This is a genomic window from Saccharopolyspora sp. 7B (genome assembly GCF_020177435.1).
Taxonomy (GTDB): Bacteria; Actinomycetota; Actinomycetes; order Mycobacteriales; family Pseudonocardiaceae; genus Saccharopolyspora_C; species Saccharopolyspora_C gregorii.
Window position 1 is genome coordinate 64,833 of sequence record NZ_JAIUKC010000058.1, and the last position, 13,684, is coordinate 78,516.

General features: G+C 72.3%; 10 protein-coding genes and 1 pseudogene. 6 read left to right on the top strand and 5 right to left on the bottom strand.

What is annotated here, in order from left to right; translation table 11 throughout:
• Positions 1 to 71: 71 nt before the first annotated feature.
• The 3 genes from gltB to LCD33_RS11395 all read left to right on the top strand — a co-directional run bounded on the left by gltB (position 72) and on the right by LCD33_RS11395 (position 6,431).
• Entirely contained in the window at positions 72 to 4,622 is a 4,551-nt protein-coding gene (gene gltB, locus LCD33_RS11385) for a glutamate synthase large subunit (protein ID WP_224977806.1), read from the top strand.
• Complete coding sequence (locus LCD33_RS11390; RefSeq protein ID WP_224977807.1) at positions 4,615 to 6,117, top strand: glutamate synthase subunit beta; 1,503 nt, start codon at positions 4,615 to 4,617, stop codon at positions 6,115 to 6,117. Before gltB ends, LCD33_RS11390 begins: the two co-directional genes overlap by 8 nt.
• Before the next feature lie 101 nt (positions 6,118 to 6,218).
• Complete coding sequence (locus LCD33_RS11395) at positions 6,219 to 6,431, top strand: hypothetical protein (RefSeq protein WP_224966850.1); 213 nt, start codon at positions 6,219 to 6,221, stop codon at positions 6,429 to 6,431.
• Here the strand turns inward: LCD33_RS11395 and LCD33_RS11400 are convergent.
• Positions 6,418 to 7,071 carry a YdcF family protein gene (locus tag LCD33_RS11400; protein WP_224977808.1) on the bottom strand — a complete coding sequence of 218 codons (654 nt, stop codon included), beginning with the start codon at positions 7,069 to 7,071 and terminating at the stop codon, positions 6,418 to 6,420. The genes LCD33_RS11395 and LCD33_RS11400 overlap by 14 nt on opposite strands.
• 224 nt (positions 7,072 to 7,295) lie before the next feature.
• Here LCD33_RS11400 and LCD33_RS11405 point away from each other — a divergent pair, with 224 nt between their 5' ends.
• Positions 7,296 to 7,766 carry a Panacea domain-containing protein gene (locus LCD33_RS11405; protein ID WP_224977809.1) on the top strand — a complete coding sequence of 157 codons (471 nt, stop codon included), beginning with the start codon at positions 7,296 to 7,298 and terminating at the stop codon, positions 7,764 to 7,766.
• The gene (locus tag LCD33_RS11410) at positions 7,763 to 8,245 is read left to right on the top strand and encodes a hypothetical protein (protein ID WP_224977810.1); all 483 of its coding nucleotides are present in this window, start codon (positions 7,763 to 7,765) and stop codon (positions 8,243 to 8,245) included. Before LCD33_RS11405 ends, LCD33_RS11410 begins: the two co-directional genes overlap by 4 nt.
• 30 nt (positions 8,246 to 8,275) lie before the next feature.
• Here LCD33_RS11410 and LCD33_RS11415 read toward each other — a convergent pair whose 3' ends face one another.
• The gene (locus tag LCD33_RS11415) at positions 8,276 to 10,573 is read right to left on the bottom strand and encodes an ATP-binding domain-containing protein (RefSeq protein WP_224977811.1); all 2,298 of its coding nucleotides are present in this window, start codon (positions 10,571 to 10,573) and stop codon (positions 8,276 to 8,278) included.
• Positions 10,574 to 10,691: 118 nt separating this feature from the next.
• Entirely contained in the window at positions 10,692 to 12,092 is a 1,401-nt protein-coding gene (locus LCD33_RS11420) for a gluconate:H+ symporter (RefSeq protein ID WP_224961887.1), read from the bottom strand.
• 183 nt (positions 12,093 to 12,275) lie between these two features.
• Between LCD33_RS11420 and LCD33_RS11425 the strand changes: the two genes are divergently transcribed.
• Positions 12,276 to 12,995 (top strand): FadR/GntR family transcriptional regulator, encoded by a 720-nt coding sequence (locus LCD33_RS11425; protein ID WP_224961889.1) that lies wholly within the window; start codon positions 12,276 to 12,278, stop codon positions 12,993 to 12,995.
• Here the strand turns inward: LCD33_RS11425 and LCD33_RS29365 are convergent.
• Both LCD33_RS29365 and LCD33_RS11435 read right to left on the bottom strand, forming a co-directional pair.
• A complete protein-coding gene (locus tag LCD33_RS29365; RefSeq protein WP_224967979.1) occupies positions 12,989 to 13,390 on the bottom strand; it encodes a transglycosylase SLT domain-containing protein in 402 nt (133 codons plus the stop codon). The two genes, LCD33_RS11425 and LCD33_RS29365, sit on opposite strands and share 7 nt — an antisense overlap.
• A pseudogene (locus tag LCD33_RS11435) lies at positions 13,387 to 13,684 on the bottom strand (hypothetical protein); the annotation flags it as partial. The pseudogene LCD33_RS11435 and the gene LCD33_RS29365, both read right to left, overlap by 4 nt.

The following is a 13,684-nucleotide window of genomic DNA, read 5'->3' on the forward strand; positions in this document are numbered from 1 at the left end:
GTGCCCAGAAGAGATCAACGCGAGTGCGCGGTGGTCTTTCCGCACGAGTACCGACGAGGGAGGTTTGCGCAGTGGTCTTCTCTGCCTTTCCCGCCGCTCAGGGTCTGTACGACCCCGCTTCCGAGCACGATTCCTGCGGGGTCGCCATGGTGGCCGACGTCCAGGGGCGCCGCTCGCACGGCATCGTGTCCGATGCGATGACCGCGCTGGCGAATCTCGACCACCGCGGGGCCGCCGGCGCGGAACCGACCAGCGGTGACGGCGCCGGGGTGCTGCTGCAGCTGCCGGACGAGCTGCTGCGCTCCTGCACGGGCTTCGACCTGCCCGAACCGGATGCGGCCGGCCGCGCGCGCTACGCGGCGGGCATCGCGTTCCTGCCCGCCGATCCCGAGCTGCGCGCCGCGGCGGTGGCGCTGGTGGAGCGCATCGCGATCGAAGAGGACCTGCGCGTGCTGGGCTGGCGGGAGGTGCCGATCGCACCGGAGGCCGCCGGGGTGGGCACCACCGCGCTGGAGTGCATGCCGCACTTCGCGACGCTGCTGGTCGAGGGCTCCGCCGGGCAGGCCGGGCTGGAGCTGGACCGGCTGGCGTTCTGCCTGCGCAAGCGCGCCGAGCGGGAGTCCGCGCGGGAGGGCGCCGAGCTGTACTTCGCGTCGCTGTCGGCGCGCACCTTCGTCTACAAGGGCATGCTGACCACCGAGCAGCTGCCGCTGTTCTTCCCGGACCTCACCGACGAGCGCCTGGTCTCGGCGATCGCGGTGGTGCACAGCCGGTTCTCCACGAACACCTTCCCGTCGTGGCCGCTGGCGCACCCGTTCCGCTACATGGCGCACAACGGCGAGATCAACACGATCCGCGGGAACCGGAACCGGATGCGGTCCCGGGAGGCGCTGCTGGAGTCCGACGTGATCCCGGGCGACCTGTCCCGGCTGTACCCGATCTGCGCCGAGGACGGCTCGGACTCGGCCTCGTTCGACGAGGTGCTGGAGCTGCTGCACCTGGGCGGGCGCTCGCTGCCGCACTCGGTGCTGATGATGATCCCGGAGGCGTGGGAGAACCACGCCGAGATGGACCCGAAGCGCAAGGCGTTCTACCGCTTCCACGCGGGCCTGATGGAGCCGTGGGACGGCCCGGCCTGCGTCACCTTCACCGACGGTTCCCTGGTGGGCGCGGTGCTGGACCGCAACGGGCTGCGCCCGGCGCGCTGGTGGCGCACCTCCGACGACCGGGTGGTGCTGGCCAGCGAGTCCGGGGTGCTCGACCTGGACCCGGCGGAGATCGTCGCGAAGGGCCGGCTGCAGCCGGGCCGCATGTTCCTGATCGACACCGAGCAGGGCCGCGTCGTCGACGACGACGAGATCAAGACCGAGCTCGCCGAGCAGCACGCCTACGAGGAGTGGCTGCACGCGGGTCAGCTGAACCTGGGGCAGCTCGCGGACCGCGAGCACGTGGTGCAGAGCCACGAGTCGGTGGTGCGCCGCCAGCTGACGTTCGGCTACACCGAGGAGGAGCTGTCGCTGCTGCTGGCGCCGATGGCCTCCGGTGGGGGAGAACCGCTGGGCTCCATGGGCTCGGACACCCCGCAGGCCGCGTTCTCGCAGCGCTCCCGGCTGCTCTACGACTACTTCGTGCAGCACTTCGCGCAGGTCACGAACCCGCCGCTGGACGCGATCCGGGAGGAGATCGTCACCTCGGTGGCGCGGGTGATGGGCCCGGAGCAGAACCTGCTGGAGCCGGTCGCGGCCTCGTGCAGGCACGTGGTGCTGCCGACGCCGGTGATCGACAACGACGAGCTGGCGAAGCTCATCCACATCAACTCCGACGGCGACCTGCCCGGTTTCGCCTGCACCGTGCTGTCCGGCCTGTACGAGGCCGACGGCGGTGGCGCGGCGTTGGCGGAGGCGGTCGAACGGGTGCGCGAGGAGGCCTCCGAGGCGATTCGCGCGGGCGCCCGGGTACTAGTGCTCTCGGACCGGGACTCGGACCACCGGATGGCGCCGATCCCGTCGCTGCTGCTGGTCTCCGCGGTGCACCACCACCTGGTGCGCACCAAGGAGCGGCTGAAGGTGGCGCTGGTGGTGGAGAGCGGGGACGCCCGCGAGGTGCACCACATCGCCGCGCTGCTTGGCTTCGGTGCCGCCGCGGTCAACCCGTACCTGGCCTTCGAGACGATCGAGGACATGATCGCGACCGGCCAGATCACCGGGATCCGGCCGCGGGTGGCGGTCCGCAACTACGTGCAGGCGCTGGTCAAGGGCGTGCTGAAGGTGATGTCGAAGATGGGCATCTCCACCGTCGGTGCCTACACGGCCGCGCAGATCTTCGAGGCCGTCGGCCTGTCGAAGGAACTGGTCGCCGAGTACTTCACCGGCACCGGCACCCAGCTCGGCGGGGTCGAGCTGGACGCGCTGGCCGAGGAGGTCGCGCAGCGGCACCGCCGCGCCTACCCGGACAACCCGACGGACCGGGCGCACCGCAGGCTGGAGGTCGGCGGCGAGTACTCGTACCGGCGCGAAGGCGAACTGCACCTGTTCTCCCCGGAGATGGTGTTCCTGCTCCAGCACGCCACGAAGACCCGCAAGGTCGAGGCGTACCGCGAGTACACCGCCGAGTGCGACCGGCTGGCCCGCAAGGGCGGCACGGTGCGCGGCATGTTCAAGTTCGACAGCGGCCGGGCCCCCATCTCGATCGACGAGGTCGAGCCGATCTCGGAGATCATGAAGCGGTTCGCGACCGGCGGCATGAGCTACGGCGCGATCTCGGCGGAGGCGCACGAGACGCTGGCGATCGCGATGAACCGCATCGGCGGCCGCTCCAACTCCGGCGAGGGCGGCGAGGACGCCGACCGGCTCTACGACGACGAGCGGCGCTCCGGCATCAAGCAGGTCGCCTCCGGCCGCTTCGGCGTCACCAGCGAATACCTGGTCAACGCGACCGACGTGCAGATCAAGATGGCGCAGGGCGCGAAGCCCGGCGAGGGCGGCCAGCTGCCCGCGCACAAGGTGTACCCGTGGATCGCGAAGACGCGGCACTCCACGCCCGGCGTCGGGCTGATCTCGCCGCCGCCGCACCACGACATCTACTCGATCGAGGACCTGGCGCAGCTGATCCACGACCTGAAGAACGCCAACGACCGGGCGCGGGTGCACGTGAAGCTGGTCAGCTCGGTCGGCGTGGGCACGGTCGCGGCCGGCGTGAGCAAGGCGCACGCGGACGTGGTGCTGGTGTCCGGGCACGACGGCGGCACCGGTGCGGCGGCGCTGACCTCGCTCAAGCACGCGGGAACCCCCTGGGAGATCGGGCTCGCCGAGACGCAGCAGACGCTGCTGCTCAACGGGCTGCGGGACCGGATCACCGTGCAGGTCGACGGCGGCATGAAGACCGGCCGCGACGTGGTGGTCGCCGCGCTGCTCGGCGCCGAGGAGTACGGCTTCGCGACCGCGCCGCTGGTGGTGGAGGGCTGCGTGATGATGCGCGTCTGCCACCTGGACACCTGTCCGGTGGGCGTGGCCACCCAGAACCCGGAGCTGCGCAAGCGCTACAACGGCCAGGTCGAGCACGTGGTCAACTTCTTCGAGTTCGTCGCCGAGGAGGTCCGCGAGCACCTGGCGCAGCTGGGCTTCCGCACGCTGGACGAGGCGATCGGCCAGGTCGGCGCGCTGCGCACCGACGAGGCGGTGGAGCACTGGAAGGCCGCCGGCCTGGACCTGACGCCGCTGTTCGCCGAGCCGGAGACCCCGTACTCGGCGGTGCGCCGCCGCGTCCGCGAGCAGGACCACGGCCTCGACCACGCCCTGGACCGCACGCTGATCCAGCTGGCCGAGGCGGCGCTGGAGGACGCGCACCCGGTGCGGCTGCGGCTGCCGGTGCGCAACGTCAACCGCACCGTCGGCACCCTGCTCGGCGCCGAGGTCACCCGCCGCTACGGCGGCGCGGGCCTGCCGGACGACACGATCCGGGTGGAGCTGGAGGGCTCGGCCGGGCAGTCGCTGGGTGCGTTCCTGCCGCCGGGCGTGACGCTGGAGATGGTCGGCGACGCGAACGACTACGTCGGCAAGGGTCTCTCCGGCGGCCGCGTCGTGGTGCGCCCGCACCGGGATTCGGCGTTCGCCGCCGAGGACCAGGTGATCGCGGGCAACGTGATCGGCTACGGCGCCACCTCCGGCGAGCTGTTCCTGCGCGGCCAGGTCGGGGAGCGGTTCTGCGTGCGGAACTCGGGGGCCACCGCGGTCGCCGAGGGCGCGGGAGACCACGCCTTCGAGTACATGACCGGCGGGCGCGCGGTGGTGCTCGGCGGCACCGGGCGCAACGTGGCCGCGGGCATGTCCGGCGGCATCGCCTACGTGCTCGACCTCGACCCGGTTCGGGTGAACACGGCGATGGTGGACGTGCAGCAGCCGACGGCGAAGGACCTGAAGTGGCTGCACGAGGTGGTCCGGCGCCACCACGAGCTCACGGGTTCCACGGTGGCGGCGTCGCTGCTGGGGGACTGGACGCGGCGTTCCGCGGCGTTCTCGAAGATCATGCCCCGCGACTACGCGCGGGTGCTGGAGGCGATGCGGCTGGCCCGCTCCGAGGGCCGCGACGTGGAAGAGGCGATCATGGAGGCGTCCCGTGGCTGACCCGAAGGGTTTCCTGAAGTTCTCCCGGGCCGAGGCGCCCAAGCGCCCGTACGACGAGCGGCTCGGCGACTGGCGCGAGGTCTACGCCGCGCTGTCCACTTCGGACCAGAAGGCGGAGGTGTCCACGCAGGCCGCGCGCTGCATGGACTGCGGAATCCCCTTCTGCCACTCGGGTTCCGCGGGTTGTCCGCTGGGCAACCTCATCCCGGAGTGGAACGACCAGGTGCGCCGCGGCCAGTGGGACCGGGCGAGCGACCGGCTGCACGCGACGAACAACTTCCCGGAGTTCACCGGGAAGCTGTGCCCCGCCCCGTGCGAGGCGGCGTGCGTGCTGGCGATCTCCCCGGACGCCGGTGGCGCGGTGACGATCAAGCGCGTCGAGGAGACCATCGCGGAGGTCGCCTGGGACCAGGACCAGGTGCACCCGAGCCCGCCCGAATCGCACACCGGCAACCGGGTCGCCGTCGTCGGCTCCGGCCCGGCGGGCTTGGCCGCCGCCCAGCAGCTGACCCGCGCCGGGCACGAGGTGACGGTGTACGAGCGGGACGACCGCATCGGCGGCCTGCTCCGCTACGGCATCCCCGAGTTCAAGATGGAGAAGTCCGTCCTGGACCGGCGGCTGGCCCAGATGCGCGCCGAGGGCACGAAGTTCGTCACCGGCTGCGAGGTCGGCGTGGACCTGACCGTGGAGCAGCTGCGGGCCGGGCACGACGCCGTGGTGCTCGCGGTGGGCGCGCTGCGCGGCCGCGACGACCGCACCGTGCCGGGCCGCGAGCTGGCCGGCGTGCACCTGGCGATGGAGCACCTGGTGCCGGCGAACCGCGAGGTGGAGGGCGACGGCCCCACCCCGCTCTCCGCGCACGGCAAGCACGTCGTCGTCATCGGTGGCGGCGACACCGGCGCCGACTGCTACGGCACCGCGACCCGGCAGGGCGCGTTGAGCGTGACCCAACTCGACCAGTACCCGCAGCCGCCGACGCGTCGCGACGACGACCTGTCGCCGTGGCCGACCTGGCCGTACGTGCTGCGCACCTACCCGGCGCACGAGGAAGCGGGCGAGCGGAAGTTCGCGGTCGCCGTGGAGGAGTTCGTCGGCGACGACGAGGGCCACGTGCGCGCGGTGCGGCTGCGCGAGGTGCGCGTGGAGCGGGACGCCGACGGCAGGCGGCAGGTGGTGCCGGTGTCCGCGGAAGCCGAGGAGGTGCCGTGCGACCTGGCGCTGTTCGCGATCGGCTTCGAAGGCGTGGAGCACATGCCGCTGCTGGACGGGCTCGGCATCGAGCTGTCCGGGCGCGGCACCATCGGCTGCGGCTCGGGCTGGGAGACCTCGGCGCCGGGCGTGTTCGTGTGCGGTGACGCGCACCGCGGCGCCTCGCTGGTGGTGTGGGCGATCGCGGAGGGCCGCTCGGTGGCGAACGCGGTGGACGCGCACCTGACCGGCGCTTCCGATCTGCCGTCGCCGGTGCACCCGACGGCGCTGCCGCTCGCGGTCTGATCCGTTCGCGGCGGTTTCGCACGATTCGCCCTGCACCGCACGGCTTTTCGCGTGGGCCGGTTCACGGGATCTTCCCGCCGAACCGGCCACGCGCGAGCCGGATGATCTTCAAGCTCCCTCCCCGGGCCGTCGCCGGGGTCTCGGCGCGCACCCTGCGCAAGCCCGAGGACGAGCGCAGCACCGCCACCTACCTGACGGTGTGGCCGCAGGGCGGGGTCAACCCGGGCGTTCCGGCGAAGTGGGTGGTCCAGCAGGACGGCTGGACCGGCTACCGCCTGTGGCCGGTGTCCTCGGTCGGCCTCAGCTCGGGATGAGCCGGCCGGTGTACCCCGCTTCGACGAGCCGCAGGTAGGCCTCGTGCACCTCGGCGGGCACGGGTTGCGGGGCGGCGAACCCGAGCTCGGCGTAGCGGGTGATGCGCTGCGTGTCGCCCACCAGCATGGTGATCACCCGGTCCGGGTCGCCGATGCTCTCGACGTAGTCCGCCAGCGACTGCCGGGTCGCGGCGCAGCGGAACTCCGCCTCGGGCCACCGCCGTTGCGCCGTCGCGAGCGCGCGGCGCTGCTGGTACGGGCGGGAGATCAGCGTGATCGTGGCGTGCAGCAGGCCCTGCTCGGCCAGCAGCGCGCGGGTGAGGTCGATGTTCTCGCCGGTGTTGGTGGCGGCCGGCTCCACGGTGATGGCCGCGTCGGGCACGCCGAGTTCCAGCGCGTGCTCCCGGAAGTGCACCGCCTCGCCGCGCGGGAACCGCTCGACGGTGGTGGGCGCGTTGGCGCCGGTGAACACGATCCGCGGGAACCAGCCCTCGTGGTACAGCTCGGCGGTGCGGGTGGCGACCCCGAGGTCGTGGCTGCCGAGCCCCACGCCCACGTCGCACCGGCGCGGCTCGTGCCGCAGGTCGTGGTAGTCCCACAACGTCCGCACGTCGGCGAGCAATTCGGTCGGTACCACCATCGGAACGCACCCCTCCGCTTCGGCTGTCAGCAGCCGGTCCTCACGCGGCGTCGCCGCCCGGTCATCACCCCGAACATCGGTCCTCGCGTCGAATCTCCGACGGGGTTTCCGAGAATGTCACAAGATCGGGTGGAGCGATCTCGGCCGAACGCCCGTTTCCGAGCATTCGGTCGGTGTCCGCTGGCACTGTGGGATCGTCGACGTCGTCGAGGAGAGGGGGCGAAGTGGTGAAGGCGAACGACGTGGCCGCGTACATCCTGCACCGGCGGGGGCCGATGACGGCCATGAAGTTGCAGAAGCTCGTGTACTACAGCCAGGCCTGGCACCTGGTGTGGGAGGAGCGCCCGCTCTTCGACGAGCCGATCCAGGCGTGGGCGAACGGCCCGGTGGTACCGGAGCTGTACGCCCGCCACCGCGGGAAGTTCCGGCTGAACGCCGAGGACGCCCTCGGCGGTGACCGGACGGTGCTGGACGAGGCGGAACGCGGCAGCGTGGAAGCGGTGCTCGACGCGTACGCGGACCGGTCCGCGCACTGGCTCAGCGAGCTCACCCACCGCGAAACACCGTGGCGGGAGGCGCGTTCCCGTGCGCGGCTGGGCGACGGTGAACGCGGCAGCGCCGTGATCGAGCACGCCGCCATGCACGAGTACTACGACGGGCTCACCGGCGCCGACGCGGACGCGGAGGACGTGTGAGCCGGAAGTCGCCGAAGAAGCAGCAGGCGGTGCCCGCCGGAAGCTCGGTGCCGAAGATGCACCGCGCGGCCGCACCGTCCGCGGAGAAGCGGCCTCGCCTCGCGCTGACCCCGGGAGAGCCCGGCACGAAGCTGATGGTCTCCCTGTCCAAGGTGGATCTGGACGGCAGCTGGTGCCTGACCCGCATCACCCCGGAAGACCACAAGACGTTGCTGCGCAGCATCAGCGCGTTCGAGTCCATGACGGTGAACGAGGTGATCCACAGCCACCAGCGTTCGCAGGACTACCCGCTGGGTGACCTGGCGAAGCGTGCCTGGGAGCGCCTGGTCGAGCTCGGGCTCGACGACCGCGACGTGATCCACCGGTTGCGGATCACCGGGGAGCGGCGGCTGTTCGGGTTCGTGGAGAACAACCGCTTCTACGCTCTCTGGTGGGACCCGCGGCACGAGGTGGTTCCCAGTCGCAAGAAGCACACCTGAACCGGGACGGCCTCGCGCCGCGGGTGTCGATCACTCCTCGCCGAGCGCCGCCAGGACGTCCGGGAGGGCCGCGCCGGTGTGGACGACGCCGAGGCGCTGGGTGGCGCGGGTCAGGGCCACGTACAGGTCGTTGAGCCCGCGCGCCGACTCGCCGAGGATCCGGTCCGGGTCGGCGACCAGCACCGAGTCGAACTCCAGCCCCTTCGCCTGCTCCACGGTGAGCACCACGGCCCGCGCTTCGAGGCCGTCCTCCTGGGCGCCCACCTCGGCCTCCGGCACCTGCTCGGCGATGCGGCCGCCGACCTCGGCGAGGTGTTCCGGCGGCAGCAGCACCGCGAGGGTGCCCTCGATGGCCGCGAGCTCGGCCCGCACCAGGTCCGGCAGTTCGGCGGCCAGCTCGGCCGCCGGCACCCGCCGCGTCCACGGCTCGTGCCCGCTGGTGCGCACCGAGGTCGGCGCCTCCAGGTCGGTGTCGAGCTCGTCGAGCACGTCCGCGGCGACCGCCATGATCTCGGCGGGCGTCCGGTAGTTGACGGTCAGCTCGGCGAGCTTCCACCGGTCCATCACGTACGGCGACAGCACCTCGTCCCACGACGCCGCGCCGCCGAGCGCCCCGGTCTGGGCGATGTCGCCGACGAGGGTCATCGACCGGCTGGGGCAGCGGCGCATCAGCACCCGCCACGCCATCGTGGACAGCTCCTGGGCTTCGTCGACGATGACGTGCCCGAAGGTCCAGGTGCGGTCCTCGGCGGCGCGTTCGGCGGCGGTGAGGTCGCTGCGGGTGCGGTGGCGCTGCGCGAGCAGTTCGGCGTCGAGCACGTCGGAGACGCGGAGCCGTTCCTCGTCGGCGATCTCCTCATCCTGCTCCATGATGTGCAGCACGCCCTGGGCGTAGGCGAGTTCCTCGCGCTCCTGCCGCGCCTGCTCCTCACGGGCCTTGGTGTCGTCCTCGCCGAGCAGTTCGGCCAGCTCGTCCAGCAGCGCGGCGTCCGCGGGCGTCCACGCCGACCCCGGCGCGCGCAGCAGCAGTTGCCGCTCCTGGTCGGTGAGGTGCTTGCGGGCGGCGGTGGTGAGCCGCTTCGGCACGCTGAGCAGGTCGTCGAGGAGCTGCTGCGGCGTCAGCTGCGGCCACAGCGAGTCGAGCACCTCGGTGACCGCGTCGTCGGCGCGCAGCTCGGCGCCGATGTCGTCCAGGTCGCGGCGGTCCAACAGGTCCCGGCCGAGCCGGTCGGCCACCTGCCTGGTCAGCCCGGAGACCATCTCCTTGCGGAAGATCTTGCGGGCGTGGTTGTGCGGCTTGCGGGACCGGCGGGCGCGGCTGCGGGCGTGCGAGACGAGGTTCTTGCCGATGGTCAGCGGCTCCCGGTCGAACAGCACCTCGATCGGTTCCCGCGGCACCCGCTGGCGGTCCCGCACGGCCGAGTTCAGCACCTGCACCATCGCGCCGCGGCCCTTGATCTCCGCGGCCTCCGCCGGTTCGAGGGCGGTGGCGTCGATGCCGGGGAACAGCTGCCCGGCGGTGGACAGCAGCACGCCGGTCTCGCCGAGCGACGGCAGCACCTGCCCGATGTAGCGCAGGAACGTCGAGTTCGGCCCGACCACGAGCACGCCGCGCTTGGTCAGCTGCTCGCGGTAGGTGTAGAGCAGGAACGCGGCGCGGTGCAGCGCGACCGCCGTCTTGCCGGTGCCCGGCCCGCCCTGCACCACCAGCACCCCGTTCATGGGGGCGCGGATGATGCGGTCCTGCTCGGCCTGGATGGTGGCGACGATGTCGCCCATCTGGCCGGTGCGGCGCGCGTCGAGCGCGGCCAGCAGCGTGGCCTCCCCGGCGAGGCCGAGGTCGCTGCCCTGCTCGCCGGCGTCCAGGTCGAGGATCTCGTCCTCGAGGTCCACCACGGTGCGCCACTTGCTGCGCAGGTGGCGGCGCCGCCACACGCCTTCGCGGGCGGCGGCGGTGGCCAGGTAGAACGGACGCGCCGCCGGGGCGCGCCAGTCGATCAGCAGCGGCTCGTACTCCCGCTCCTCGTCGAACAGGCCGATCCGTCCGATGTGGAAGACCTCGTCGCTGTCCAGGTCCAGGCGCCCGAAGCACAACCCGTGCTCGACCGCGCTGAGCTGGGTCAGCTTGTCGGTGTACATGGTGGTGGAGATGTCGCGCTCGGTCCGGGCCTGCGGCGTCCCGCCGGTTTCGCGCAGCGTGTCGGTGAGCCGCTTCGTGGCGTCCCGGCGGAGTTCGTCGAGTTTGTCGTAGAGCGTCGAGACGTACTGCTGCTCGGCGGCTAGGTCGTCGGTGCGGTCGGGTCCCCGATCAGCTCGGGCATTGGACAACTTGGTTCCACCTCGTGCTCAACCGTGATGTGCCGGACGGATGTGCCGGACGGGTGCGATGCGTCCCTGGCGAAAGTCCGACCAACCATCATACCGGCCGCGGGAGCGGTCCCTCCGGCTACAGCAGCAGCTCCAGGAGGCAGATCACCGCGAACGAGACGACGGACAGGATGGTCTCCATCGCCGACCAGGTCTTGAGGGTCTGCCCGACGGTCATCCCGAAGTACTCCTTCACGAGCCAGAACCCGGCGTCGTTGAGGTGCGAGAAGAACACCGAACCGGATCCGATGGCCAGCGCGACCAGCGCCCCGTGCACCGGGTCCAGCCCGGCGACCAGCGGCGCGACCATCCCGGCGGCGGAGATGGTGGCGACGGTCGCGGAACCGGTGGCGACCCGGATGCCGACGGCGATCAGCCAGGCCAGCACCAGCGGCGACAGGTGGGCGCCCGCGGCCAGGTCGGTGATCATCGTGTTGACGCCGGATTCGACGAGGGTCTCCTTGAACCCGCCGCCCGCGCCGACGATGAGGATGATCCCGGCGACCGGCGGCAGCGAGGAGCCGACGATGCCGGAGAGCCGTTCGCGCCCGATCCCGGAGCGCGGCCCGAGCGTGCCCATGGCCAGCAGCACGGTCAGCGCCAGCGCCACCACCGGCGTGCCGAGGGTGTCCAGCACCGCGTAGGCGCCCGTGCCCTCGGTCAGCGCCAGGTCGGCGACGGACTTGCCGAGCATCAGCAGCACCGGTAGCAGCAGCATCAGCACCGACAGCGCGAACCCGGGCCGCCTGCCCTCGCTGTCCGGGCCGGGGGCCTTGCCGAGCAGCGTGGACGCGGCGGGCAGCTCGACCCGCTTCGCGATGAACGAGCCGAACACGGGTCCGGCGACGATGGCGGTGGGGATGGCCACCACGATGCCGAGCGCGAGCGTGGTGCCCAGGTCGACGCCGAGCGCGTCCACCGCGGCCAGCGGCCCCGGGTGCGGCGGTACCAGCCCGTGCAGGATGGACAGCCCGGCGAGCGCGGGGATCCCGATCCGCAGCATCGGCTGCTCGGAGCGGGCCGCGACCATGACCACGACCGGCACCAGCAGCACGACGCCGACCTCGAAGAACATCGGCAGGCCGAGCAACGCCGCGATGAACACCATCGCCCACGGCAGGGTGCGGCGGGTGGTGCGCGCGAGCACGGTCTCCACGATCTGCTCGGCGCCGCCGGTGTCGGTGAGCAGCCTGCCGAGCATGGCTCCGAGCGCGACGAGCAGCCCCACGTCCCCGACGGTCGAGCCGAGCCCTTCGGTGAAGGTGTCGACGAGGTCGGCGAACGGCATCCCGGCGGTGACGCCGAGGGTGGTGGCGCCCAGCGCGAGCGCCAGGAACGGGTGCAGCTTCACCCAGCTGATCAGCAGGACGATGACGGCGATGCCGGCGACCGCGGCGGCCAGCAGGCGGGTGTCATGGCCGGTCCAGGCTGCGGGCGGGGCCTGCGCGAGCAGGGCTGCGGTCGGGTGCGGCAATGGCATGGGGGCTCCTCGCTGAGCTCGGTCGCGGCCCAGCCTAGGAGTAGATCCCCAATAAGTATGACTTTTGGGTCAGGTGAACCGATTAAGTCGGCTCTGTTAGCCGGGTCACCGGCATAGTGCGGTCAGGCGCCCGCGGCCTCCGGGGCGTTGCTGGAAGAGTGGGCCGTCGACGGAAGGAGCCCGGTGAGCGGCGGATTGCACGGGCAGGTGGTCGACGTGCTCGGCCACGAGATCAGCGCGGGAGTGCACCCGCCGGGCAGCGTGCTGCGGATCGACGGGCTGGAGGAGCGGTTCGGCATCTCCCGCAGCGTCGCCCGCGAGGTGGTGCGCACCCTGGCCTCGATCCGGCTGGTGGTCAGCCGCAAGCGCGTCGGCGTGGTGGTGCGCCCGCGCGCCGAGTGGAACACCTTCGACCCGGCGCTGATCCGCTGGCTGCTGGCGGTGGATCGGTCCGCGCAGGTCCGCACGCTGGCCGAGCTGCGCACCGCGGTCGAACCGGTCGCCGCGGCCGCCGCGGCCCGCAACGCCGGTCACGAGCAGGCGGCCCGGCTGGTCGCGCTCGCCGAGCGGATGGTCGCCACCGCCCGCGCCGGCGACCTGGAGACCTTCCTGGAGGCCGACGTCGCCTTCCACGGGCTGGTGCTGGCCGCCTCCGGCAACGAGATGTTCGCGCAGCTGGAGGACGTCTTCGGCGAGGTCCTGCGCTGGCGGACCGGCCGCGGCCTCATGCCGGAGCACCCGAAGCCGGTCGCGCTCCGGCTGCACTGCGAGATCGCCGAGTGCGTCCGCGGCGGGGATCCGGCGCGCGCCGAAGCGGCGATGCGCGAACTGGTGGAGGAGGCGTTCGAAGGCACCCTGGAGAGCCTCGACGCCGAACGGCGCGCCACCGGGACCGCTCAGTAGCCCTCGTACGAGCCGCCGGAGCTCACGCCCTGCACGCCGGGCACGTTCGAGATCGAGCCGTACCGGTCGATGGAGTAGCGGGTGGCGGCGACGATGTTGTCCACCGGGTTCCAGATGTCCTGGTGCCCCGGCACCGCGTACGAGTGGAACGTCGGGTCGATCGTCTGCATCAGGCCCTTCGACGGGGTGCCCGCCGCGGCGTTCGAGTCCCAGCCGTTGGCCGCGGCCGGGTCGCCACCGGACTCGTGCAGGATGATCGTGCGCAGCGCGGACGGGTCGATCTGCTCGCGGGGGACGCCGTTCGCTTCGAGGACCGCGGTGGCCTGGCTGATCCAGCCGTCGACGGGGTCGGTGGGCGCGCCGTCCAGCCCGGGACCGGTGTTCGGGGGACTCACCGGTCCGGGCTGGACGTGCCCGGCAGCCGCTTCAGGAGCGGCGCGGACCTGGGGGGCGTGCTCGACCGCGGGGTGGGGGGGGGGCGGGGGGGGGCGGGGGGGGGGGGGGGGCCGCGGACGGTGCTGAGCACGCCGGTGGCGACGATCGCGGCACCGATCTGGGCCGTCCGCATCCGGGGGGTGAGGCGGTGCGGGCCGATGGCGGTGCCGACGTTCCACAACTCGCGCAGCTGCGGGACCGTCTTCTCCTGCAGGCGCCGCAGCGTCGCCGGAGTCTTGCGCTCGGGGGTGGGC